This window comes from Pseudomonas sp. QLc11A, assembly GCF_052112305.1.
Lineage (GTDB): Bacteria > Pseudomonadota > Gammaproteobacteria > Pseudomonadales > Pseudomonadaceae > Aquipseudomonas > Aquipseudomonas laurylsulfatiphila.
This window is the reverse complement of record NZ_JAVAJJ010000010.1, coordinates 62135-86463: the sequence shown is the minus strand read 5'-3', so window position 1 is coordinate 86463 and position 24329 is coordinate 62135. Positions and strand designations below refer to the sequence as shown.

Sequence of the window (24329 nt, the reverse complement as noted above, 5' to 3'; positions counted from 1 at the left end):
GGTGAAGCGCTGTGGCGCTCTACTTCGCGACCCTGAATAAACAATAACGAGCATGGATGGCGCTATTCACAAGTTGTTCCTTCCAAAATCGAGAATATGAACTACCACTTATGTGTGATCGACCCGTGCTGGTTCAATGCAGTTAAAGTTTCTCGACGATTGTTATTACCCTTATTTCGAAAATGTACACTTGCCGGGATCTAATCCATGCAAACCAGATCAGGAGCAATACCTGCCTTAACGTTATTGGCCCTATGCAGCCAGCCAGCCTGGGCCGGCGGCCTCATGCTTTACGAAATCGGCACCGATAACGCTGGCCTGGCCAATGCCGGTGCCGCGGCCCGCGCCCAAGGCCCCTCGACCATTGCCAGCAACCCCGCGGGCCTGAGCTACCTGCCCGGCACGCAAATCACCGCCGGCTTGCAGGTGCTGTACGGCGACCTGAGCTTCGACCGCGACGCCGGCACCAACACCCCGGGCACCAGCAGTGGCAACGCCCTCGACCCGATTCCCGGCGGCAGCTTCTTCATCAGCCATGAACTGGACGAGCACTGGAGCGTCGGCTTCGGCCAATACGCCGACTTCGGTCTGGCGGTCAATTACGACAACGACTGGTCCGGGCGCTACTTCGCGCAAAACGCCAGCCTCGGTGGTTTGTCGTTGGTGCCCAGCGTGGCTTACCGCTTCAACGAGCAATGGTCGGTGGGTCTGGGCGTCAAGGCCATGTACGGCATGCTGCAAGCACAGACCGCGATTGACCGCTCGCCGTTCGGCTTTACCGACCGCACCGACGGCCAATTCAAGTACAAGGACCAGGATTGGGGCTTCGGTGCGAATGTCGGCGTGATCTACGCCCCGCAAGCCGGCACACGCATTGGCCTGACCTACACCAGCCAGGTCGATCTGGACTTCGAGGACAAGCTGGACGTGAATGGCGATGGCCGACTGCTCGAGCGCGTCAACAACACCAAAACCGAACTCGATGTGAAGGTGCCGCAAACCGTCACCCTGAGCCTGTTCCAGCAACTGGACCGGCAATGGGCCTTGCTCGCTTCGGTCAACTGGCAGGACTGGTCAGAGTTCGGCGACATCGCGGTGCAGGTCGACACCACGGCGCTCGGCGCCCGATCAACCACTGTCGACGCACATTTCAAGGACACCTGGCACCTGTCGCTCGGCGCGCAATACCAGGCGACCCCGCAATGGTTGTGGAACGTCGGCGTGGCGTACGACAGCAGCGCCGTGTCGGACAGCAACCGCACCGTGACCGTACCGATGGCCGAGTCCTGGCGCCTTGCGACAGGAGCCACCTATGCGCTGGACAAGGACACCGACGTCAACCTCAGTTGGGCCATGATCTGGATTGGCGACATGCCGGTGGACCAGACCAGAAACGTTTCGGGCAATCGAATTTCCGGTCAATTCGACAGCGCCTGGATTCAAGCCGTGACCGGAAACATGACCTGGCGCTTTTGAGTGTCTTGCCACACAAAAGCGACTTCATCCGAGGAGCACACAGCATCATGAATCTGTCCCGAAACCTGCTTGTCGGTGCCGCCGTGGCCGGGCTTCTGCTCGGTGGTTGCACCTCCAAAGTCACTGAACAGGCGCAATACTCCGGCTACCTGTCCAACTACGACAATCTGCAGGAGGTCACCACGCCCAGCGGCGGCACGGCGATGCGCTGGGTGAGCCCGTCGTGGAACCCCAATGCCTATGACACGGTAGCGTTCGAGCGACTGGAGCTGTATCCGGCGCCCAAGCCCAATGAGCGGGTCAACCAGCAGACACTCGATGACATCCGGGACTACATGTCCAACAGGGTCAAGGCGACGCTGGGGCAGAAATACCGGATGGTCCACCACACGAGTGCCGCGCCAAAAGGTTCGAAAACCTTGATCCTGCGCGCCGCGATTACCGGCGTGAGCGCCTCCAACGAAGGCATGAAATGGTATGAAGTGGTGCCCATCGCCGCTGTCGTCGGAGCGACACAGGCGGCCACCGGTCACCGCGATCAGGACACCGAGCTGTATATCGAGGCCGAACTCATCGACGCGAAAGACAACCAGACCGTGGCCAGGGTCGTGCGCAAGGTGTTCGGCAAGCAGTTGTCCAACGAAACCCAGAAAATCACCGCCCAGGACTTCAAGGCGGCGATCGACAAGTTGAACGTCGATCTCTGGGCATTCATCCGCAGTTGAATCACTTCCACGTAGAGGAATAGCTGACATGGCTTCCCATACATTGCTTCGACTCACAAACTTGCACAGGCCTTTAATCGTCGCAACGCTCATCGCCAGCGCGCTTGCGTTAAGCGCTTGCGCAACGGTGGATGCCCAGACGACCGCCTACGTCGGGGTCGAGCACCCTGCTCCGACCCTGCCCAGCGAAGTCCAGATATTACGCACGGAACCGAAGCGCCCCAGTGTGCGTTTGGGCGAAATCCTGATCGATGCCAGCGTCGACCCGGCACCGCCCATCACCCAGGTCGAACAGAAGCTGCGTGAAGAAGGCGCCAAACTGGGTGCAGACGCGGTGGTGGTGGTTTATGACCGGATCCAACCCGTCGCCGCCTACGTGACCGGTCCTCTGTGGAACCGCGACATCGATACGATCCAGGGCCGCAAGCTCAAAGGCATTGCCATCAAATACCAATGACGAGGTGCACAGCTATGAAAGCAATCCTGTCCTGGCTGACGGTCACGTTGGCGACTGTCTTGATCAGTGCCTGTTCCGCCGTGGGATCGAACGATGGTGGTGCCGGTGAAATGGAGATTCGCTCGGGCAAGATCGAGCAGATATCGCTGACGCAGATGCAGACCAATCACGACAGTGGCGTCGGCGCCGTCCTTGGTGGTCTCGGCGGTCTCGGCATCGGTAGCCTGATCGGCAGTGGCACCGGGCGCGACGTTGCGATGGTTGCCGGCGCACTCGCCGGTGCGGTGGGAGGCAATTACGCAGAGAAGAAAAAGTACGATCAGCCGGTCGCCGCGCAACAGGTCATCGTGCGGGTGAAAAGTGGCGTGCTGGTATCGGTGACCCAGCCGATCAATCCGGCCCTGAGCAAAGGCATGAACGTTTATATCGAAGGCTCGGGAAATAATGCCCGGGTGCTGCCACAGGGTGGGTAGCGGCCACGTCTGGAGCGGTAAAACGCCGTTGATCAGGCAGCCCAAGGCATAAACCAAGTCATTACAGTAAAAATAAATAAACCCACTGCTGTGTAATATTACACTTCACGATAGATTTATTCATAATCTGTAATGAGCTGAAAAGACCATGAAACCTTGCGTAAAAAGCCTGGTGCTCGAACTGCTGGTCGCTAAAAACGGCGTTCCCTTGCAGGTCAGGGAAGCCATCGTCGCCTGCGAGCTATTCGGCATCAGTGAAAACAACGTCCGGGTCACCTTGGCGCGCCTCACTATCGAAGCATTGCTCGAAGGTGCGGGCCGAGGAAGTTATCAGTTGGGACCGCAGGCCAGGGACATCTCGGCGCAGCTGTTCGAGTGGCGCAACGTGGAGCAGCATCTGCGGCCGTGGGACGGCAGTTATCTGATGGTGGCGTGCAATGCCCTGGGGCGCAGTGATCGCAACATCTTGCGCCAGCGTGAACGTGCCCTGCACATGCTGGGTTTCGCGGAGCTGGACAAAGACCTGTACGTGCGCCCGAACAATATCTCGCCTGATATCGAATCGTTGCGTCGACGTTTGATCGAACTCGGCCTGGAACCGGCCGCACTGGTTTTCCAGGCCCAGGGCTTCGAAGAGGCGCAGTCGCAGCGAATACAAAACCTGTGGAAGGGTGAGTTGCTCGACGACAGCTATCGCCGCAATTGCGAGCAATTGGAAAGCTGGATGCTGCGCGCGGGGCAACTGAAGCCGGATATGGCCGCACGCGAGTCTTTCATCCTCGGCCGCGAAGCCATCCGCCAGATCGTCTTCGACCCCCTGCTACCGGAACCTATGGTCGATGTGGCGCTGCGCACGGAATTCTTTGCCTGCACCCAGCGCTTCGTGGATCGCGGCCACCAGATCTGGCGCACCTTTGTGCAACAGCCCTGAAGACTCAATTGACTCATCACCCGTGCCGTTCCAGGCCCTTGATGTCGAGGATAGACATGCATAACAAAACCAAAATCAGCGATATTCTCAGCCGCGACGAAATCAAATCCTTCAGCGAACGCTCAGACCTCTGGGGTGCCTGGGCCGTAGTGTCTACTTGGGGTGTGTTGGCCTTGACCTTTACAAGCCTGGCCTGGGCCCGCGAACTCCTGCCCTGGTGGGGATTTTGTCTCGCCCTGATCGTGGGTGTCGTGATTATTGCCGGACGCCAGTTGTGCTTTGGCATTTTGCAGCACGACGCCGCGCACGGGACATTGTTCAAGACCAAATGGTGCAATGACGTACTGGTGGACTGGTTGTGCGCCCGGCCGATCTGGAACGAGCTGCGCAAATATCGTCCCTATCACCTGACTCATCACGCCAGGACCTCTTGCGTCGACGACCCCGATCTCTGCCTGGTTGCCGGATTGCCTACGACGCGACGCTCCTTGATGCGCAAGTGTCTGCGCGATCTTTCAGGCATTACCGGTCTGAAGTTCCTGGCGGGACGCGTGCTGATGGATGCCGGCGTGCTGCAGTGGTCGCTCACCAGCGATATCCACCGCCTGCCGCAGGCAGGTCGTCGCTGGTGGAACTACCCACGGACCTTTTTCAGAAACGCCAGCGGCATGCTACTCACCAACGGCCTGCTCCTTGCCGCATTCTGGATCAGTGGACAGGCGTGGTTGTACGGTGTGTGGGTGCTGGCCTATATCACGCCGTTTCCGTTGTTCATCCGCATTCGCTCCATGGCCGAACATGCCTGCCTGGAATCAGGCACGGACGTCCTTCGCAATACGCGAACCACACAAGCCGGTGTTATCGCCCGCGTTTGCGTGGCACCTATCCGGGTCAACTTTCACATCGAGCACCATCTGATGGCATCGGTGCCGTATTTTCGCCTGCCGAAGTTGCATGCTCTTTTGCGACAGCGTGGCATCGTGCCGCAACCGCCCACTTACTTGCAGGTGCTCAAGCGTGTGAGCCAGCGAATTCACACCGCCTGATGGGTGAATACTGTTCGCCCCAGACTCAAAAGCCGAAGTACACAAATGCCGTAGCTGCCGCCATACCCCACGCGACCAATGCCATGACCGTTGAATTTTGCGGTAATCCGGACTCGCTCAATCGCTGCAAACCGGGCTTCGCAACACCGACCTGTACGTAATAACCATGCCTGATTGCCTGGTAGGTATACCGCAGGCCGACCAACAGAAACAGGGCGATCAGGCCAAGGGCAAGCCCACGCCTGATAGCCGGTTTAGCCAATGCTGCAAGGTGATCCTGCTCGCAGGCAACGCTATTGAGTTGCACAACGGTAATTCGTTGATAGTCGGTCGAAGAGCGCTTTTGTCCCATCTGGATCGCCGCCTGTTGCTCCAGATCCAGCACCTGATACTTCCAGAGTGTTGACGATCCTTTTCGGCAAAAGGTAAACGCAGCAGGACTTGAGACGGAGATAATACAAGCGTCGTTGATATCCAGTTTTTCCAGCGTTTCCATGGCTGACCTGGTGAAGTCCAGGTCGAAGACAGAAGCGGCCCCGGTAGCAGATGCCGCGGCCGAAACCAGTAGGCTGCTCAAGATGCAGATGGCAGAAATGTTCACGACCTGGTGTCCCCTTTTCCATTTTTTGATTTCGCAGCTCAATTCCAGCCTGCTTTGTTGAGCTCCAGTACGCTGCTGGCACCCCGATTACCGATGGGTCATTGAGTGGAAGGAAAAAGGGAGGGCATCCATTGCCCTCCCTTCCGTGGTCCACGCTCCCTGCGACAGTACTGGCCAGGACCTCAAGTGGCCAGGATGAAGTCCGTTTGATCAACGGCCGCGCTGTTGACACCGACAAGCTGAATGCTGTCAGCCCCGATCCCTACCACCGTGTCTGCCCCGTTGGCCGTGATGGTCACGTTGGCAGCGAACGTCGCGCTGGTGATCCCCAGCGCCGTGATATTGAGCAAGTCCTGCCCGACTGGATTGGCTCCGAAGCCGAAGATCTGGTCGTTGCCGAAACCTGCGGCAGCAAACACGAACGTATCGTTGCCGGCGACGCCGCCAATCATCACGTCGTTACCGCCACCGCCGGTAAGAACGTCGTTACCCGCCCCCCCCACGATCGTGTTGGCCAGTCCGTTGCCGCTGCCCGCAAAGTTGCCGCCGCCGCCGAAAAACAGATTTTCGACGTTGGCATCCAGGGTGTAGCTCGCGAGCGAGGTCCAGACCGTGTCAATACCCTCACCGCCAAGCTCGGTCACCACGTCCCCGAGGTCGGTGACTTCATAGGTATCGTTGCCGACACCACCTGCCATCGTGTCGGCACCTGCGCGCCCCATGATGACGTCGTTACCTGCATCACCGATGAGGACGTCGTTACCCGCACCACCCACGATCGTGTTGTCGAGCGCGTTACCGCTGCCCGCAAAGTTGCCGCTGCCGCCGAAAAACAGATTCTCGACGTTGGCACCCAGGGTGTAGTTCGCAAGCGAGGTCCAGACCGTGTCAATACCCTCACCGCCAAGCTCGCTCACCACGTCCCCGAGGTCGGAGACTTCATAGGTATCGTTGCCGACGCCACCGACCATCGTGTCGGCACCTGCGCCACCGATGATGACGTCGTTACCTGCGCCGCCGGTGAGGACGTCGTTACCCGCACCACCCACGACCGTGTTGTCGAGCGTGTTGCCAGTGCCCGCGAAGTTGCCGATGCCGCCGAAAAACAGGTTCTCGACGTTGGCACCCAGGGTGTAGCTCGCAAGTGAGGTCCAGATCGTGTCCGTGCCTGCGCCGGCGAGCTCGAACACAACGTCCCCAAGGTCGGAGACTTCATAGACATCGCTGCCGGCACCGCCGATCATCGTGTCGGCACCGCCGCCACCGATGAGCACGTCATTACCCGCACCACCGACGAGCGTGTTGTCGAGCACGTTGCCGATGCCCACGAAGTTGCCGCTGCCGCCGAAAAACAGATTCTCGACATTGGCACTCAAGGTGTAGCTCGCGAGCGAGGACCAGACCGTGTCAATACCCTCACCGCCAAGCTCGGTCACCACGTCCCCGGACTCGGTGACTTCATAAACATCGTCGCCGAGACCTCCAGCCATTGTGTCGGCACCCGTACCCCCGATGAGAATGTCATTGCCCGCGTCACCATTGAGGATGTCGTTGCCGCCCAGGCCGTTCAGGAAGTCGTTGCCATCACCTCCGCTGGCCACGTCGTCGCCTGGCGTGCCGATAAAAATGTCGTCACCGGCGGTACCGACAAACACTGCACCGACGGTCACCGGGGCCGTGGCGTCGGACGCAATGCTTTCGGCCACACCGAAGTCATCGACGTAACTGACCACCACGCGCACCTGATCGCCGACCTGAGCCTGGCCAAGCGTGAACGTGCTAGTGGTGGCTCCGGCGATGTCAACGAAGGTGACCCCGTTGGTCTCCTGCCACTGGAAGGTGAACTGCGGATTGCTGAGGCCATCGACGTCGACGATGGTCGACAGGTCGGCGGTCAACACCTGGTTCAGAAACGCAAACCCGAGGATGCCCGGCCCTGCGGTCGGTGCGTTGTTCGCCGACGAGTCGACGATCTCCAGCGTACCATTGCCATCCTGATAGACCGCCCGAACGCGGATGTTCAGCCCGGCGACATCGTCCGCCACCATATAGGTGGCGCCCGTCACCCGCGATGCCTCGCCGGCGGCGAGAATGGTGATGTCATCATAGATGCCCGAACCGGCAATGGTTTCGACCTGCCAATAGTAAGCCACCGGTCCGGTAACCGCACCGGTCGGATTGGCCGCACCCACGCTGTTGGCGTCGCGTATCGACTGGCTGCTGACGCGCAGCAGTTGGCCGGCGACAGGCGCATCGACACGCGCACCGGTGGTAGCATCGAGGATCGCCAGACGTCCCACAGGAGCGCTGTTCGAGGCGGTGCCAACACCGGAGGCCTGCGCCTGGTCAGCGAACTGCAGACGCTCGATGCCGGTCAGGCGATCGACGCCATCACGCCCGGCCACCAGGTCGGTCACGATGACGGCGTTGCCTTCGACAGCGACCGTGTACTCCGACGCATTACCGGAATACACCGCAGTGTCGAAGTTGTCAGTGCCGGTCAGAATCTCCCGCATGATGACCAACTGGCCCGGGTTGTAAGTACCGTTGAGCATGAACGGCACCAGTGGTTCCATGCTGTTGAACGTGGCGATCTCCGCGCCGCTTCCATCAGCATTCGCCCGTACGCTGATGCGCACGTTCAGCCACTTGTCACCATCAATGATGTCGTCACCACCGCGACCCTCGATGAGGTCGCTGCCGCTGCCACCGAGGATGATGTTGCCGCCGTCAAAGAACGTAGCTCCCGCTGCCAGCAGATCGGACAGACCGTTGATCAGGCTGATGTTGGTCAGCACACTGCCGGTTGCACCCGCAGTAGGTAGCGTTGTCGCATCTGTGCTATCGCCGCGCAGGTAATCACCGTGGGAAGAACCCGACAGACCTTCCATGGCGTCGAAACGCACCAGCGCCGAGGCACCCGAACCCGGCGTCGGTGGTACATCGAAGAAGCGGTCGCTGAAATCGATGCTCACGCCCTGGGCGAGCCCCTTGAAGGTTGCCCAGTCATAACCCGAGCCGCCGATATAGCGGTCACCAAGGCCGAGACTGCCGACCATGATGTCGTCGCCGCCTTCGCCGTTGAACTTGTCGTTCTCGTTGCCGCCGACGTATACATCGTGGCCGATCACAGGGTCGTTGCCGAGCGGGTCGAAGTTGTCGCCAGGTGCACCGTCCGAAGTGCCCTTCTCGATCCAGTCGTCGCCTTCGTTACCCATGTCCTGCTCGTTGGCCTTGCTGCCCAGGATGAAGTCGTTGCCCTGGCCACCAATGGCTTCGGAGGCGTCCTCACCGGTAATGATGAAGTCGTTGCCGAACCCGCCAATGATCAGGTTGACGCCGTTGCCTCCGTGCAGCACGTCATTACCGTCGCCACCCTGGAGGTTATCGTCGCCGCCAGTGTCGGTAATGATGTCGTCGCCGGCGCCACCGCGCAGCTGGTCGTTGCCGTCACCGCCTTCGATGCGATCGTTGCCGCCATCACCCCAGACAGTGTCGTCGCCTTCACTGGAGATGAGGATGTCTGCGTCGTCGGTGCCGCCCAGCACGATGTGCTCATCACCTGTGTACTTGATGTAGTTGGTGTCCGCGCCCACGGTCAGCGGGTTGTCGCGGAACACCACCTGCTCGCCGTTCGGGCCGAGCGGATCAGCGGCAGCCAGGCCTTCGTTGAACTGCCTGCCCGGGTCCACTTCCAGGTAGAGTCCCGGGGTCGAGAACACCAGGCCCGGCAAGTGAGTGGCCGAAGTGTTGGCCATGATCAGCTTGGCAAACGAGTTGCTTTCAAGTTCGGCATTCATCGACAGGCCAGCGGTACGCTCCAGGTAGTAGAAGCGATCGCCATCCTGCAGTTTTTCCAGCTGGTTCTCGAACACGAAGTTGAAGGTCGAGCCGAGCATGCCGCCGAACGGGGTTTTCTGTTCGGCCAGGCCGCCGATCCAGAGATCGATGGCATCGACGCCAGTGACAGTCACACCCCTCAGGTCGTCGGCAGTGCCCAGCACGCCATCCGTGCCGGCCAGCGTTACGTTGGCATAGGCACCGGTGCTGTTGAGGAAGTCCAGACGATCGACTGGCTCCGTAACACCACCATCGCCAAACACCAGCAACATCGCCGCAGCGCGCTTGCCTTCCAGCGTGGTCGCCGCGGTGATCGTGTCATGCGTGCCGTAGGCCGCGATGAAGTTGATCAACGACTCCGGATGTTTGAGGTGCTGCACCAGGTCGACCCAGCTGGTGTACGGCTTGAGTTGGGTATCACCGGTTTGGCTGTAGATGTCGCGGCGGATCGCGTTGAGCGAGGGAATCCCCACGTCGCGGCCACGGGCGATGTTGATCGCCGGCAGGTCGAGCGGCAGGCCGAGCAGGTTGTTGCGCAGCGCCTCGGTGACGAACTCGTCGATTTCGTTACCGGCTTGCCGGGTCACCCCACGTATGATCGCACTGGTCGCATCCTCTGCCGACACACCACTGGCGGCGAACGCCAACGGGTTGAGGAACGCCGCGATCAGGCCGAGCTGCTGAGTGGGATCAGCGCTGTTCGGATCGCTTACCACGTTGAAGTCGATGTCGTAGCGATCGACGGTCTCGGTCAGCATCGAATGGCCAAACCGGTACACGGTGTGGGCGAACTCGGCAACGATCGAGGGGTCGAGGTCAACGTCATAGACCTGGGTCGGTGCGAAGAACAGGTCGATGTTGGGCTGGATGGTCCGCGCAAACTCCTCGAACACAAGGTGCTGGTACTGCATCTCGGTGCCGAACTTGGCAGCCTGGAACAGGCGCTCGCCATTCCACACCAGCGCATCGAACTCGGCCTGGTTGGTTGGCAGCGCACTCACCGGAGTGAGCAGCCACTCGTTGAGGAAGGCCACGTCACCCGAATCGAGCACGGTGTCCTTGGTCTGCGCAACCAGCCGGTTGTGCTCGGAGTGGAAGATCGCATGCACCGCGGTCAGACCGATGTTCTCGTTGACCCGGCCGTCGCCGGCGATGTAGTGAGCGTCGAGCAGTTCGTTGTCATAGGTCAGGTTGTTGCCGCCTGGGCCAACAGGCTGCGCATTGCCGACATCGGTGTCAGCGTCCGCCTGCAGAACCCCACCAACGACGACCGGCACGGCATTGTGAGCGATGTCGGCGAGGAACTGGTGACCGGTGCGCACGGCATTGCTCAGGTCAATCGGCGCTAGCGGATTGCCTTCGACAAGTTCGTCATCAGGCGTGCCGCCAATACCGTCAACCCCCGTCATCACCACCATTGGGAAGCCGTTCGGTCCCTTGATGAAATTGCCATAGGCGTCGGTCGCCAACAGCGGGCCACTATCGACATCGGCATCGGTAAGGTTGATACCCAGGATGTCGCGGGCCTGTGCCTTGACCACTTTCCAGGTCGCCATGCCACCCAGTTCGATGTCATCCGCGGTACCAAACTGGCCATCCGCCCCCAGGTCACGGTTGGTGATCAGCCTGCCGGTCGCTATGGGGCCGTTGTCAGTCAATTGATAAGCGCGCAGGAACACCTGGTGCGACGGATGCGAGCTATAGGTCTGGTTCTGGTCCACGAACGGCGAGGTGGTGTTGGTGTGCTCATGGATGTCGTCGGCCGTGCCGAGAATGCCATCGGCCCCCGGCTGGTTGGTCGCGCGGGTCAGAACCATGAAGTTCGTCGGGCTACCAGGCACAAACAGCGGATCATCCGGTTGCAGCGGGATGAACACGGTGCCCGAACCACCTTTGGTCACCAGGTCCAGGCCATGATCGAAGAACTGCCCGAAGAAGGTCATCCAGGCGTTGAACGGTGCGGACAACCCCGCGTCCGCCGTGGTGTTCTCGAACAGGTACACATCGCGGTCGTCGGCAGTGCCGAACTCACCGTCCAGGCCCGGGCTGGCGACTATCGATACGCCATCCTTGAGCACGTCGTCATTACCCGCCAGACCGAAGTTGAGCACACCGTCCGCGCCCGGGTCGAAAGCCGTGGCATAGGCCGCCGGATTGTTCGACGTCTGGTCGACGATCAGGTTACTGATGGTGCGCGGCTGCGAGTCAATCACAATGCCGTTGTCCTGCGCATACGACGTTCCCTGTTCCGCCGGATTGAAGACCGGATCGGTCACCCGCGGAAAGAGGTTATCGGCGGCGCCGAACTCGGTGTTGTTGGTGCCGTTGAGGTTCAACAGGTTGTTGCTCGACCCGTCGACCGTACGCAGGCCCAACGGCGCGCGGATGTTCGGGATCAGCGAGAGGATGTCCTGACCGGCCGCATCAGCCTCGGCAATCTTGATCTGGTCAAGAATGAAGTTGAGGTCGGAGCGGACCATGTGCAGGCCTGCGCCACCCGCGGTGGCATCGACAACCGGGGTCTGCGCCGTTGGCACAACCGGCGCGCCGGGAGCCACCACTGAAGTGGGTTGCGAGAACAACACTTCAGTCGTGCCATGACCGTCCTGGTAGATCGCCTTGACCCGCAACGACAATCCGGCAAGGTCGGGAGAGACCTTGAACGTGGTGCCGTCGGCACTCTGGAACGCCAGATCGCCAGCCGGCAACAGGACGATGTCCTCGAAAATGCCGCTGCCTGGGTCTGCTTCGAATTGCCAGAAGTAGGACACCGAACCGTTGATCAAGCCCTGCGGATTACCCGCCGTGACGTTGTCGCCATCGCGCACCCCGGCCACGCTGACAGTCAGTATATCGCCCACGACTATCGCGCCGCCGTTGCCATCGGTGACAGTCGGACTGCCAGTCGGTTCGGCATTGAGTCCATCCACCAGCACCAGCTGGTTATCGGCGAATTGCAGGCGTTCGATATGCAGCAGGGTATCGGTGCCGTCACGGCCCGCTACGCTGTCTGTCACCGTATAGACGTCGTCCTCCAGATCGTCGGTACCGCGGTCGTCGACGGTCACCGTATACTCGTCCTGAAGCCCGGAGAAAATGGCGGTGTCGAAGGCCTCCCCGTCAGTCGAGGTGCCGGGCATGATTTCCCGCACGGCCTGGAGCTGACCAGGGTTGATGGTGCCGTCCAGCATGAGCGGAATCATATCGACCATGCTGTCGAAGGAGGCGATTTCGGGACCGGTATGGTTGACGTCAGCCGGATCATAAACGGCAATCCTGACGTTGATCCATTTGTCACCGTCGATCAGGTCATCGCCACCGCGACCCTCGATCAGGTCACTGCCATCGCCGCCGAGGATGATGTTGCCAGTGGCAAAGCCGGTGGTCGGCAATCCGGCATCGGCCAGGAACTGCTCCAGCCCGCGGATCAACGCCACATTGGTCAGCGCACTGCCTGTGGTACCGCCGTGGTTGATGATGGTGTCGGCATTGACATTATCGCCTTTGAGCACATCGCCGAAGCTCGAACCGGACAAGCCCTCGACCTCGGCAAAACGGTCGAGAATCGAGGCCGGCGAGGCCCCGACCGGATTGAACACACCGGTGTTCTGGTTGGGCGCATTGCCGTGTGGCTGTGCCAGCGCGGCCATGGTCAGGTCGGCGGTCACGCCGGTCCTGTCATTCTTGTAGGTCACCCAGTCGAAACCGGACATGCCGTCCATCTTGTCCTGAGCGTCGCTGCCGGTGAAGATGTCATCGCCACCCTCGCCGATCATTTCGTCGAAGCCGGGACCACCGATAAAGATGTCGTTACCTATCACGTCGTCATTGAGCAACGGCGAGGCGTTATCGCCAGGCGCACCGTCCTGGGTGCCCATCTCGATCCAGTCATCACCTTCGCCACCGGTAGGTGGCAGGTTGGTCTTGGCACCCAGGATGAAGTCGTCATCCTGGCCGCCGAAGGTCAGGGAAATGTCTTCCGTGGTGATGATGAAGTCTTGGCCAGCGCCACCCAGGATCAGATTGCCACCAACCAGCATGCTGCCGGCCACGATCACATCGTTACCGTCATTGCCTTCCAGACGGTTGTCGCCGAACGAGTCGCTGATGATGTCATCACCTGCGCCACCCAGTACCGCGTCGTTCCCGGCGCCGCCTTCGAGGCGGTCATTGCCGCCGTCGCCGTAAAGGGTGTCATCGCCCTCGCCGGAAATGAGGATGTCATTGCCGGCGGTGCCGCCCATGACGATATGGTCTTCACCGGTGTACTGCAGATAATTGGTATCCGGACCCACGGTGTCAGGGTTGTCGCGAATCACCAGCGACACGACTTCGACGCCGTTGATCATGATGCCGCCCGTCGGGTCGGCTCGGCCGTCCGCACCAAGGCCGGTGAACTGAGCGGTCTGATCCACCTCGAGGGTGAACGTCGGTGTCAGGAACACAGTGTTCGACAGGTGAGTAACATCGGAGTTGAGCATGATCAGCTTGGCAAACGAGTTGTTTTCCAACTCGGTGCCGAAGTCCAGGCCCGCGGTACGCGCCAGGTAGTAGAAGCGGTCGCCGTTCTGCAACGCCTCCATCTGGGTTTCAAACACAAAGTTGAAGGTCGAGCCGAGCATGCCGCCGAACGGCATTTTCTGTTCGGCGAGGCCACCGACCCAGAAGTCGATGTCGTCAACGCCCGTGACCGTCACACCGGTCAGGTCATCTGCAGTACCCAGTACCCCATCCGCGCCGGCCAGCGTTACGTTGGCATAGGCACCGGTGCTGTTGAGGAAGTCCAGGCGGTCAGCGGGCGAACCCACGCCCCCCAATACCAGCGCCAGGGCTGCATCGCGTTTGCCTGCCAGTGTGGTCGCCGCCGTGATCGTGCTGTGCGTGCCGTAGGCCGCGATGAAGTTGACCAGTGACTCGGGGTGCTTGAGGCTGTCCGCCAGGTCAGCCCAACTGATGTACGGCTTGAGCTGGCTGTCGCCGGTTGATGCGTAGAACTCCCGGCGCGCCTCATTCAAGGTGGGGATGCCCGTGTCGCGACCGCGCGCCAGGTTCAGGGCCGGCAAATCGAGCGGCAGACCGAGCAGGTTGTTGCGCAACGCTTCAGTGACGAACTCATCGATCTCGTTACCGACCTGGCGGGTCACACCGCGAATGATCGCACCTGCCGCCTGGTCCGCAGTCAACCCGCTGCTGGCGAACGCCAGAGGGTTGAGGAAGGCCGCAATCAACCCCATTTGCGAGTCCGGGTTGGTGGGGTCAGTGAGCAGCGGATTGAACGCAGGGTCGAAGCGATCGACGGTCTCGGTCAACATCGAGTGACCGAAGCGGTACACCACGTGGGCGAACTCGGCGAGGATTGCCGGATTGATCGAGGTGTCATACCCGTTGGGCGCAAGGAATTCGTCGATCTGTGGCTGAACAGTACGCCCGAATTCCTCGAACACCAGGTGTTGGTACTGCATTTCAGTACCGAACTTGGCGGCCTGGAACAGGCGTTCACCATCCCACACCAGTGCCGCGATCCCGGCGGGTGTAGTCGGTATCGCAGTCACGTCGTCAGCCAGCCACTCATTGAGGAAGGCCAGGTTACCGGAGGCAAGGATAGTGTCCTTGGACTGCTGGACCAGACGGTTGTGCTCGGAGTGGAACACATGGTGCACGGCGGTCAGGCCGATGTTCTCGTTAACCCGGCCGTCGCCGGCAATAAAGTGGGCGTCGAGCAGTTCGTTGTCATAGGTCAGGTTGTTGCCGCCAGGGCCAACGGGCTGCGCATTGCCGACAGCGATGTCGGCATCCGCCTGCAGAACGCCACCGACGACGACGGGTGCAGCATTGTGGGCAATGTCATCGAGGAAGGCATGCCCGGTACTCACTGCGTTGGTCAAACTGATCGGAGCAGCCCGGTTGCCTTCGACCAGTTGCGTGACGTCATCCGCTGTCCCGGCGATGCCGTCGGCACCGTTACTGATGCGAATCACCACCTGCGGCATGCCGCTAGGCCCGCGAATGAAGTTGCCGTACGCATCGGTTGCCAGCAACGGCACGTTGTGCACGTCGGCGTCGGTCAGGTTGATGCCGAGCATGTCACGGGCCTGCGCCTTGACCACTGCCCAGGTCGCCATGCCATCACCGGCGCCATCATCGGCAGTGCCGAATATGCCATCAGCACCGAGATCGCGGTTGGTAATCAGGCGCCCCGTGGCAACAGGGTCACCTGCGGCGTTGAGAACGTACTCGCGCAGGAACACCTGATGCGAGGGGTGCGAGCTGTAGGTCTGGCTTTGGTCGACGAACGGCGAGGTGGTGTTGGTCTGGCCATCATCGGCCGTGCCGACTACGCCGTCCGCGCCAGCGGTATGCACTGCGCGTGACAGCACCATGAAGTTGGTCGGGCTGCCCGGTACGAACAACGGATCGTCCGCCTGCAGCGGAATGAACACGACATCGGTAGTGCTTTTGGTGACCAGGTCGAGACCGTGGTCGAAGAACTGGCCGAAGAAGGTCATCCACGAGTTGAAGCTGGCGGTCAGGCCGACGTCCGGCGACACGTTGGGCATGAAGAACACGTCCTTGTCATCGGCCGTGCCGAACACGCCATCCAGTCCGGGGCTGGTGACTATCTGTACGCCATCCTTGAGTACGTCGTCATTACCCGCCGTGCCGAAGTTGAGCACACCGTCCAGGCCCGGGTCGAACGCAGACGCATAGGCCGCCGGGTTGTTGGCGGTCTGGTCGACGACCAGGTTACTGATAATCCGTGGTTGCGGGTCGACCACCGTCCCGGTTCCTGCGTATTGCGCCGATAGAAAGGAAGGATCAAGCAGGCGCAGAAAATCAGCGTCCGCCGCGCCGAAATCAGTCTGGCCGGTGACCAGGTTGTTGAAGCTGCCATCGACGGTACGCAGACCGAATGGCACCTGAGTGTTGGGAAGCAAATCAATGAGGCTGGTGCCGGCGGCATTCGCTTCGGCGATAAAGATTTGCTTGAGGATGAATTCCAGGTCCGATTGGGTGAAATTGGCCATTTTGGATTGCCCTCGATCTGTCTGGGTAAAGGCGCGGGACGAGAAAATCCTCCCGCGCCAAGTCAAGTGCTGGCTTGCGCAGTGTGTTGGTCATGTTTTTTGCGAGAGCTGGCGTTACCCGGAACCCGGGATACGCGCCTGGAATTCGCGTAGTGAATGGCTCGCCGAACGGTCAGGCAGAGCGAGTACGAGCCCTGGGCGGGCCATGGAAACAGGAGGTAAAGGCAAACTTGCTGGAAAGCCCCTTCACTCTGCAAAAGAACGCAATGATCGACATGCTCTGCTCCTTCCGGGAAATCACCGCGCCTTGCGTTGCCAAAACGATGACAAGCTTCAGGCGGGCGGCCCCCCCGATAACTAAGACTAAAGTTCCATAGCAAATCTTTGTCAATATTCCGTCGTGAAAACAGACGACTGGTGTTTAGTCGACACAACTAGCTGTTTTTAAAGGACATATAGAAAGTTGAGTGCAGGTATAGAGCGAAATGTTATTTCGGAGGGTTTCAGCGCGACCTACGCTCCTGCATAAGGGAGCAACGCAGAGATTTCGGAAGACTCGCCATTCACAGAGCGACCAGCCTGCGTGTGCATAAGTCGTTTAACGGACTACATTTACTGTTAGCTGTTGCGCCCCAAGGGCAACCGCCTTTTCGAAGTGGGAGGATCACCATGCCCAAGCAGTCGAGCATCCGTTCCGAACTGGCCGACGCGCTGTTTCGCCTGCGGCGCAGCTTTTATTCGCTGGCAGCGTTCAGCGGTGTCATAAACGTCATGATGTTGACGCCAGCTATTTATATGCTGCAGGTCTATGATCGAGCCCTGGTCAGTCGCAACGTTACGACGCTGACGATGCTGACTGTGCTGGTGGTGGGTCTTTTCCTGTTGATGTCCACGCTGGAAATGGTCCGCACCAAGGTGCTGATCCGGGTCGGTAACTGCCTCGACATGGACCTCAACCGACGCGTTTTCAACGCTGCCTTCGAACGCAACCTGAACCGCGCCGGAGGTAATCCGGCCCAGGCCCTGCAAGACCTCTCCCAGGTTCGTCAGTTCGTCACCGGCAACTCCCTGTTCGCCTTCTTCGATGCACCGTGGACGCCGATCTACCTGTTGGTCGCCTATCTGATCCACCCGATACTCGGACTGATCACGCTGATCGGTTCCCTGATTCTGATAGGCCTGGCTTATCTCACAGAAAAGTCGACGCAGAAGCCGCTGGCCGAAGCCAATCAGGCCGCCATGTCCTCAGCCCAATACGCCAACAACAACCTGCGCAATGCCGAGGTCATCGAGGCCATGGGCATGCTGCCGTCGATCAGCAAGCGCTGGTTCAATAGCCATTTGCGCATCCTGGAAATGCAGACCCTGGCCTCCGACCGCGCCGCCTTGATCAGCAGCACCGGACGCTTCGTGCGTATCACGCTGCAGTCACTGATCCTCGGTGCCGGCGCGCTGCTGGCGATCGAAGGCAAGATCACCCCGGGGATGATGATTGCCTGCTCGATCCTCACCGGCCGTGCACTGGGCCCGGTGGAACAGGTCATCGCATCGTGGAAGCAACTGCTCGGCTGCCGTTCGGCCTGGGGCAGGCTCAACGAGATGCTGCAAGACTTTCCGCGCCGGCCACCGAGCATGTCGCTGCAGCGGCCACAGGGCATGCTGGCAGTGGAGAATGTATATGCCGGGGCCCCTGGTACCAACAACACGATTCTACGCGGCGTGGGCTTCAGCCTGGTCCCCGGTGAAAGCCTTGGCATCATCGGCCCGTCCGCCTCGGGCAAATCCACCCTCGCCCGCCTGCTGGTCGGGGTCTGGCCGGCGCAGGCCGGCAAGGTGCGCCTGGACGGCGCGGACATATTCACCTGGAACAAGGGCGAACTCGGCCCTTGGCTCGGCTATCTGCCACAGGACGTGGAGCTGTTCGAAGGCAACATCGCCGACAACATTGCGCGTTTTGGCGAAGTGGACAGTGAAGCGGTCATCCGCGCCGCCAAGAGCACCGGCGTGCACGAGATGATCCTGCGTTTTCCGCAGGGTTATGACACCCGCCTGGGCACCGATGGCAGCCCGCTTTCCGGCGGCCAGAAGCAGCGCATTGCCTTGGCCCGCGCACTGTATGGCGAGCCCAATCTGATCGTGCTGGATGAGCCGAACGCCAACCTCGATGACGTTGGCGAAAAGGCCCTGGTCGATGCGCTGGCCGAACTCAAGGGCCGTGGCGCCACCGTCGTCCTGATTTCCCACCGTCCCAACGTACTCTGCGCCGTCGACAAGGTACTGATGCTGCGTGACGGCGGCGTGCAGATGCTCGGCACGCGCGATGAAGTATTCGCAGCGCTGCGCAAGGCCAGTGTGATGCCTGCAGGCGCGTCGACTCCGCTGGCCTCCGTCAAAGCACGGGAGTGACCGATCATGCAACTGAGCCAACACACCGAGATGATTCCTGCCGATCCCCGCAGCGCGGTAGACCTGGACGTCGGCAGACCCACGCGATGGGGCGTGTGGCTGGTGCTCGCCGGCTTCGGCGGCTTCCTCCTGTGGTCCTGGCTGGCACCGCTGGATGCCGGCGTGGTCGCGACCGGCACGGTCAAAGTCACCAACAATCGCAAAGCCGTACAACACCTCACCGGCGGTACTGTGGAGGCCATTCTCGTTCGCGAAGGCGATTTGGTGAAAAAAGGACAGGAAGTGGTCCGCCTCGACTCGTTGCGTGCCGCTGCCGAAGAGGGTGCGATCAGCGCTCAGTACATCGTCAGCAAGACCGTGGAAAACCGCCTGGAAGCGGAACGAGACGGTCGCGATGTAGTGACCTACGATCCCGAGCTGCTCAAGCGCTTCAAGGGTGACTACCGCCTGGAGGCCGCCATGGACCTGCAGCAGCGCCTGCTGGACACCCGCCGCGCCGGACTCGCTGGCGAAATCAGTATCCTGCAGGAGAACCTGGCAGCGTCGGCAGTGCAGCTCAAGGGCCTGCAACAAGTCTACAGCGCCCGCGCTTCGCAGATCGGCTTCCTCAATCAGGAACTGCAGGGCACCCGCGTGCTGTCGGCTGAAGGCTATGTGCCGCGCAATCGCCTGCTCGAGCTGGAACGCAGCAACGCCGACCTCTCCGCCGGCCAGGCCGAGAACCTCAACAACATCGCCCGCGTGCGTAGCCAGACCACCGAAATCAAGCTGCGCATCCTCCAGCGCCAGCACGATTACCTCAAGGAAGTCGAATCGCAGTTGACTGAAACCGCCAAGGAAAACACCACCCTGGCCGACCGCTTGCGCGCGCTCGACTATGAAGTGACCCACACGGTAATTCGCTCGCCAATCGATGGCATGGTCCAGGGCCTGAGCATTGCCACCGTCGGCGGGGTCATTCAGCCCGGCTTCAAGATCATGGAAATCGTTCCGCTCAACGAACCGTTGCAGGTCGACGCGATGATTCCCGTGCAGGCCATCGACAAGATGGTCACCGGCTTGCCCGTGGACATTTCCTTCCCGGCCTTCAACCATGCCCAGACGCCAAACATCCCAGGTCGCGTGCTGACCATCTCCGCCGACCGCCTGATGGACGAGGAAAGCAAGGAACCCTTCTATCTGGCCCAAGTGGAAGTCACGCCCGACGGCATGAACCTGCTCGGCACCAATCACATTCGCCCCGGCATGCCCGCCACCGTCACCATCAAGACCGGCGAACGCAACATGTTGAGCTATCTTCTTAAACCAATGCTCGAACGCGTGGACAGCTCATTCAAGGAACAATGAAATGGAACGTCATTGCCTGCTCTTCTGCTTGTTGGGGTTGGCCCTGCCGGCTGACGCCATGGACCTCAAGCAAGCCTGGGATCTGTTGCAGTACCAGGGCCCTATCTACCAGGCCGCCGTGCATGAAAAACAAGCCGGCGGCGAAAACCGCGCCATCGGCAAGGCCGGCCTGCTGCCGCAGATCAACGCCTCGGCTTACAACAACAAGGTCAATGGCTCCCAAAGCCAGAGCGGCATCGAGAGGGATCTGCACTACGACTCCAAGGGCGCCAACGTGCGCCTGCGCCAGCCGTTGTTCAACAAACAGAAGATGGCTGAGTACCGCCAGGGTCAGCAGCGTGCCGACTACAGCAACGCGGTATTCGATGCCAAGAGCCAGGACGCCGCGGTGCGCCTGGCCGAAAGCTATTTCGACGTGCTCCTGGCCAGCGAAACCATCACCCTGGCCAAGTCCAAGCTGAACGCATTCGACGAGCAACTCGCCTCGGCGAAACGGCGTATGGAGTTGGGGGCCGGCACCATCACCGACATCGACGAGTCGGCCGCCCGCCGCGACCTCGCCGAAGCCGAAGTGATCGAAGCGCAGGACAATCTGGTCAACGCGCGCGCCAAGCTTGAGGAATATATCGGTGAAACGCCCGAATCGCTGACCACCTTGCGTCCGAGCTTCGACACACCGCCGCTGCTGCCGAGCAACCTGCAGGACTGGCTGGTCAAGGCCCAGACCGACAGCCCGCTGATCCATGCGCGCCGCTATAGCCGCGACCTTGCCGCAGAAGAAGTGAAGCGCGCCAGCGCCGGCCACTGGCCAACACTGGATTTCATCGCCGGCTACACCGCGGGTGAGAGCCAATCGCTCTCCGAGCTGAACCAACGCAACCACTACGGCTCGGTCGGGCTGGAAGTCAATATCCCGCTGTACAGCGGTGGCGGCGTCAGCGCACTGACGCGCCAGGCCAGCGCCAATAGCGACAAGGCCCTGAATGAGCTTGATGCCGCGCGTCAGGAAGTCATCACCGGAACCACCCGTGAGTATCAAGGCATACTCAGCGGCGCCAAACGCATTCGCGCCCTGGAGAAGGCAGTAGCGTCCAACGAACGCTCACTGGCATCGACACGCAAGGGCTTCAAGGAAGGCGGCACCAGCACCAACTCGGACGTCCTCAATGCCGAAGAACTGCTCTTCGTTGCACGTCACGACCTGTTCGATGCCAAGTTGCGCTATTTGATGTCGCGTCTGCGCCTGGCTTCTTCGGTGGGCAGCCTGGGCGACGACGATATCGACCAGATCAACGACTACCTCGGCCCGGAACTGCTGGTCACCAACTAACGTTCTCCTGCCGGCCGGTCGAGCAAAATGGTGGCTGACCGGTGCCCCCCCCCCCCCCCTCAATTCCCCTGGCGTTTAACCCGGTCATTCATTGCTGCATCTCGATGCAGAAAGGCCGCCGACCGCATAAAACCGTCAGCGTGAAATTTGCCCACCAAGCCCTTGATTCCCTTTATGCTTAATCCGGTTCCAAATGAAAAGCCACGCCCGGCTCCAGGCTGTAAACTGTGTCCCCATGCGCAAACTTTTGTACCTGACATTCTCCATGGCGTTGCTCGCCGCCCTCACGACCTACGCGATGTGGGCCGCGGACCGGCCGGTGGGTCACTACCTTTCGGACCTGCGGATCAACCTGGCTGTCGACCAGGGTACGCCTGCCGATCGTGGCAATCTGCTGGGCATTCAGCCCGAACTGTTTCCTACCGATTATCAAAGCCCCGAGCGTTTGCACCGCAAGCTCGCGGCCTATTTGCAAGCAGCCCGGGACCAGGGTTTGTTGAACGGCAAGACCGTCGTCGTGTTGCCGGAACACGTCGGTACCTGGCTGATGGTCAGCGGCGAAAAAGATGAGTTGTATCAGGCCAGCACCCTCAAGGAGGCCATGAACTGGCTGGCGGTGAGCAATCCCCTCAAGTTCGCCAGAGCATTGATCAGCGCCGAGGGTGGCAACCGCCTGGACGATGCCCACCTGCGCATGAAAGCCAAGGCGATGGCCAGAGACTACCAGGCGTTGTTCGGTGGATTGGCCAGGGAATTCCACGTGACGCTGGTCGCCGGCTCCATCGTGCTGCCTGAACCAAGCATCATCGACGGTACCTTGAAAATCGGTCGCGGCGCGCTGTACAACAGCAGCGTGGTGTTCAACAACGATGGCCTGCCGATCGGCCAGCCCCAGCGCCAGATGCACCCGTTCTTCGCAGAACAGAACGGGATCAAGGCGAACGCCGACCACTCGCTCAACGTCGTTGATACCCCCGCAGGAAAGCTGGGCGTATTGATCGGCCACGACAGCTGGTACCCGGAAAACTACCTCAAGCTCAACGACCAGAGCGTACAGTTGGTTGCGGTACCAGCCTTTGTTCCCGGCCGCGGCACCTGGGAGCAGCCGTGGCGTGGCTACAGGGGGGCATCGGAGCCGGCGTCGGTCAACCTCAAGCCCGGAGAAGTCAGCGAAGGCCAGGCCTGGCAGCGCCTGACCCTCACGACCCGGGTACCGGCCAGCCAGGCTGTCGCGGGCATGAGTGTGTTCCTGCGGGGTCAGTTCTGGGATCAGGGCAGCGCCGGGCACAGTTTCCTCAGTCGCAACGGCCAGCAGTTTGCCGACGGCAACGCCCAGGGTGCGCGTTTGCTGAACCTCTGGTTGTAGGCCATGAAACCGCAGCCGATGCGCCTCGGCGATCTGTCGGTGGGCTTTGTTCATAGCCTGGCCGATGCCGTGCGCAGCCATGGCGTCGATCCGCAGCCACTGCTCGATCAATACGGCCTCGATGCAGCGCGACTGAGCGAGGCCGGTGCCCGCCTGTCAATACCGCGCTACATGCGCCTGGGCCACGGCGCCATTCAACTGACCGACAACCCGGCCCTTGGCTTGCGCATGGGTCAACTCAGTCGCCTGAGCCAGATCGGCCTCGCAGGGGTCACCGCTGCCCAGGCACCCACAGTACGTGAAGCCGCACGCTGCCTGATCCGCTTCGAAGCCTTGTATGGTTCCAATTATCGCGGCCAATCAAGCTTCCACGAAGACGCCCAGGGCGCCTGGCTGCGTTTCTATTCGATCAGCCCCTATAACGCCTACAACCGCTTCGTGGTGGATTCGATCATTGCTGGCTGGTTGCAGCAATTATCCAGTGTCAGCCCCATCCCGCTGCGCGCCGAACGTATCGAGATCGAATTCGACGAACCCGGTTACCGCGCGGCCTATGACGTCCTGGGTGACTGTCCGATCCAGTTTGGCAGCGAACGCAATCAACTGCGCTTGAGCCTGGCAAGCCTCGCCCAGCGCAACCCCGAGCATTGCCCGAGCACCTGGCGGCATTTGCTGCAACTATGCGAGCAAGAGCTGGAACAACTGACACGCACCCGCAGCCTGCGTGAGCGCATCATCGCGCTGCTGGGCCCCTTGCTCAATGGTGGCCGGGAGCCCGACCTGGAAGAAGTGGCGGCACGCCTGAAGCTGCCCACCTGGACCCTGCGCCGCAAACTTGCCGAGGAAGGCACGCAATTTCGCGCAATCCTCAATGAAACCCGTCGCGATCTGGCCATGACCTACATACGCGACACCGAACTGGCGTTCGGGGAAATCGCCTACCTGCTGGGCTTTGCTTCAGCCGAAGCGTTTCAACGCGCATTCAAACGCTGGAACGGGCAGACACCCGGCGAGTTTCGCCGCAGCCATCGCCAGTCCGCCTGATGCCTACAGCTCGGTAGCGTCTTCCGCCGGCTCAATTGGGTCCAGTTCGAAAGCCTGGTACTCGAGCAGTTCTTCTTGATAATCGTCCATTTTTGAATCCCCCAAACCGTATTGAAAAAAGCCTGAATAAATGACCAGCCCCTTGAGCATAAAGTGCCCGCGTGAAGGAAAAATGACGCGGACACGACACTCCGTCGCTACTGAATAAAACGTAGCAGCTGGTCAGGAATTTATCATGGGTTTTTTCGCGGGAGGCCACAGG

At 60.6% G+C, this 24329-nt stretch carries 14 protein-coding genes; 11 read left to right on the top strand and 3 right to left on the bottom strand.

The window, feature by feature from the left end:
* The first annotated feature begins 207 nt into the window (after positions 1 to 207).
* The 6 genes from Q8X48_RS16090 (at position 208) to Q8X48_RS16065 (ending at position 5108) form a co-directional block, all read left to right on the top strand.
* Positions 208 to 1476, top strand: a complete 1269-nt coding sequence (locus Q8X48_RS16090; RefSeq protein ID WP_407801129.1) for an OmpP1/FadL family transporter — start codon at positions 208 to 210, stop codon at positions 1474 to 1476.
* A gap of 47 nt (positions 1477 to 1523) precedes the next feature.
* Positions 1524 to 2201 (top strand): DUF3313 domain-containing protein, encoded by a 678-nt coding sequence (locus Q8X48_RS16085; RefSeq protein WP_407801128.1) that lies wholly within the window; start codon positions 1524 to 1526, stop codon positions 2199 to 2201.
* 28 nt (positions 2202 to 2229) lie between these two features.
* On the top strand, positions 2230 to 2658 hold the full coding sequence (locus tag Q8X48_RS16080; RefSeq protein WP_126050412.1) for a hypothetical protein: 429 nt from the start codon (positions 2230 to 2232) through the stop codon (positions 2656 to 2658).
* Between the two features lie 14 nt (positions 2659 to 2672).
* The gene (locus tag Q8X48_RS16075; protein ID WP_007976931.1) at positions 2673 to 3131 is read left to right on the top strand and encodes a glycine zipper 2TM domain-containing protein; all 459 of its coding nucleotides are present in this window, start codon (positions 2673 to 2675) and stop codon (positions 3129 to 3131) included.
* Between the two features lie 148 nt (positions 3132 to 3279).
* On the top strand, positions 3280 to 4062 hold the full coding sequence (locus Q8X48_RS16070; protein WP_407801127.1) for a PaaX family transcriptional regulator C-terminal domain-containing protein: 783 nt from the start codon (positions 3280 to 3282) through the stop codon (positions 4060 to 4062).
* Positions 4063 to 4118: 56 nt separating this feature from the next.
* Positions 4119 to 5108: a fatty acid desaturase family protein gene (locus Q8X48_RS16065; RefSeq protein ID WP_407801126.1), complete on the top strand. Its 990-nt coding sequence runs from the start codon at positions 4119 to 4121 to the stop codon at positions 5106 to 5108.
* Positions 5109 to 5133: 25 nt separating this feature from the next.
* Here Q8X48_RS16065 and Q8X48_RS16060 read toward each other — a convergent pair whose 3' ends face one another.
* Positions 5134 to 5709 carry a hypothetical protein gene (locus tag Q8X48_RS16060; protein WP_015094313.1) on the bottom strand — a complete coding sequence of 192 codons (576 nt, stop codon included), beginning with the start codon at positions 5707 to 5709 and terminating at the stop codon, positions 5134 to 5136.
* A 182-nt stretch (positions 5710 to 5891) separates the two neighbouring features.
* A complete protein-coding gene (locus Q8X48_RS16055) occupies positions 5892 to 16574 on the bottom strand; it encodes a peroxidase family protein (protein WP_407801125.1) in 10683 nt (3560 codons plus the stop codon).
* Between the two features lie 669 nt (positions 16575 to 17243).
* Here Q8X48_RS16055 and Q8X48_RS16050 point away from each other — a divergent pair.
* The 5 genes from Q8X48_RS16050 to Q8X48_RS16030 all read left to right on the top strand — a co-directional run bounded on the left by Q8X48_RS16050 (position 17244) and on the right by Q8X48_RS16030 (position 24067).
* Positions 17244 to 18980: a type I secretion system permease/ATPase gene (locus Q8X48_RS16050; protein ID WP_015094311.1), complete on the top strand. Its 1737-nt coding sequence runs from the start codon at positions 17244 to 17246 to the stop codon at positions 18978 to 18980.
* A 6-nt stretch (positions 18981 to 18986) separates the two neighbouring features.
* Entirely contained in the window at positions 18987 to 20327 is a 1341-nt protein-coding gene (locus tag Q8X48_RS16045) for an HlyD family type I secretion periplasmic adaptor subunit (RefSeq protein ID WP_407801124.1), read from the top strand.
* Position 20328: 1 nt separating this feature from the next.
* Positions 20329 to 21657 (top strand): TolC family outer membrane protein, encoded by a 1329-nt coding sequence (locus Q8X48_RS16040; protein WP_407801123.1) that lies wholly within the window; start codon positions 20329 to 20331, stop codon positions 21655 to 21657.
* 235 nt (positions 21658 to 21892) lie between these two features.
* Positions 21893 to 23023: a carbon-nitrogen hydrolase family protein gene (locus tag Q8X48_RS16035; protein ID WP_095967381.1), complete on the top strand. Its 1131-nt coding sequence runs from the start codon at positions 21893 to 21895 to the stop codon at positions 23021 to 23023.
* A 3-nt stretch (positions 23024 to 23026) separates the two neighbouring features.
* A complete protein-coding gene (locus tag Q8X48_RS16030; protein ID WP_015094307.1) occupies positions 23027 to 24067 on the top strand; it encodes an AraC family transcriptional regulator in 1041 nt (346 codons plus the stop codon).
* 3 nt (positions 24068 to 24070) lie between these two features.
* On the opposite strand, the gene Q8X48_RS16025 is transcribed toward Q8X48_RS16030, so the two are convergent.
* Positions 24071 to 24217: a hypothetical protein gene (locus Q8X48_RS16025; protein ID WP_407801122.1), complete on the bottom strand. Its 147-nt coding sequence runs from the start codon at positions 24215 to 24217 to the stop codon at positions 24071 to 24073.
* Positions 24218 to 24329: the final 112 nt, after the last annotated feature.

Bases quoted from the DNA above. Each gene is read 5' to 3' on its own strand.
- Q8X48_RS16090 (WP_407801129.1), top strand. From the start codon at position 208: ATGCAAACCAGATCAGGAGCAATACCTGCCTTAACGTTATTGGCCCTA.
- Q8X48_RS16025 (WP_407801122.1), bottom strand. From the start codon at position 24,217: ATGCTCAAGGGGCTGGTCATTTATTCAGGCTTTTTTCAATACGGTTTG.
- Q8X48_RS16070 (WP_407801127.1), top strand. From the start codon at position 3,280: ATGAAACCTTGCGTAAAAAGCCTGGTGCTCGAACTGCTGGTCGCTAAA.
- Q8X48_RS16080 (WP_126050412.1), top strand. From the start codon at position 2,230: ATGGCTTCCCATACATTGCTTCGACTCACAAACTTGCACAGGCCTTTA.
- Q8X48_RS16050 (WP_015094311.1), top strand. From the start codon at position 17,244: ATGCCCAAGCAGTCGAGCATCCGTTCCGAACTGGCCGACGCGCTGTTT.
- Q8X48_RS16085 (WP_407801128.1), top strand. From the start codon at position 1,524: ATGAATCTGTCCCGAAACCTGCTTGTCGGTGCCGCCGTGGCCGGGCTT.
- Q8X48_RS16075 (WP_007976931.1), top strand. From the start codon at position 2,673: ATGAAAGCAATCCTGTCCTGGCTGACGGTCACGTTGGCGACTGTCTTG.
- Q8X48_RS16055 (WP_407801125.1), bottom strand. From the start codon at position 16,574: ATGGCCAATTTCACCCAATCGGACCTGGAATTCATCCTCAAGCAAATC.
- Q8X48_RS16035 (WP_095967381.1), top strand. From the start codon at position 21,893: ATGCGCAAACTTTTGTACCTGACATTCTCCATGGCGTTGCTCGCCGCC.
- Q8X48_RS16045 (WP_407801124.1), top strand. From the start codon at position 18,987: ATGCAACTGAGCCAACACACCGAGATGATTCCTGCCGATCCCCGCAGC.
- Q8X48_RS16040 (WP_407801123.1), top strand. From the start codon at position 20,329: ATGGAACGTCATTGCCTGCTCTTCTGCTTGTTGGGGTTGGCCCTGCCG.
- Q8X48_RS16065 (WP_407801126.1), top strand. From the start codon at position 4,119: ATGCATAACAAAACCAAAATCAGCGATATTCTCAGCCGCGACGAAATC.
- Q8X48_RS16030 (WP_015094307.1), top strand. From the start codon at position 23,027: ATGAAACCGCAGCCGATGCGCCTCGGCGATCTGTCGGTGGGCTTTGTT.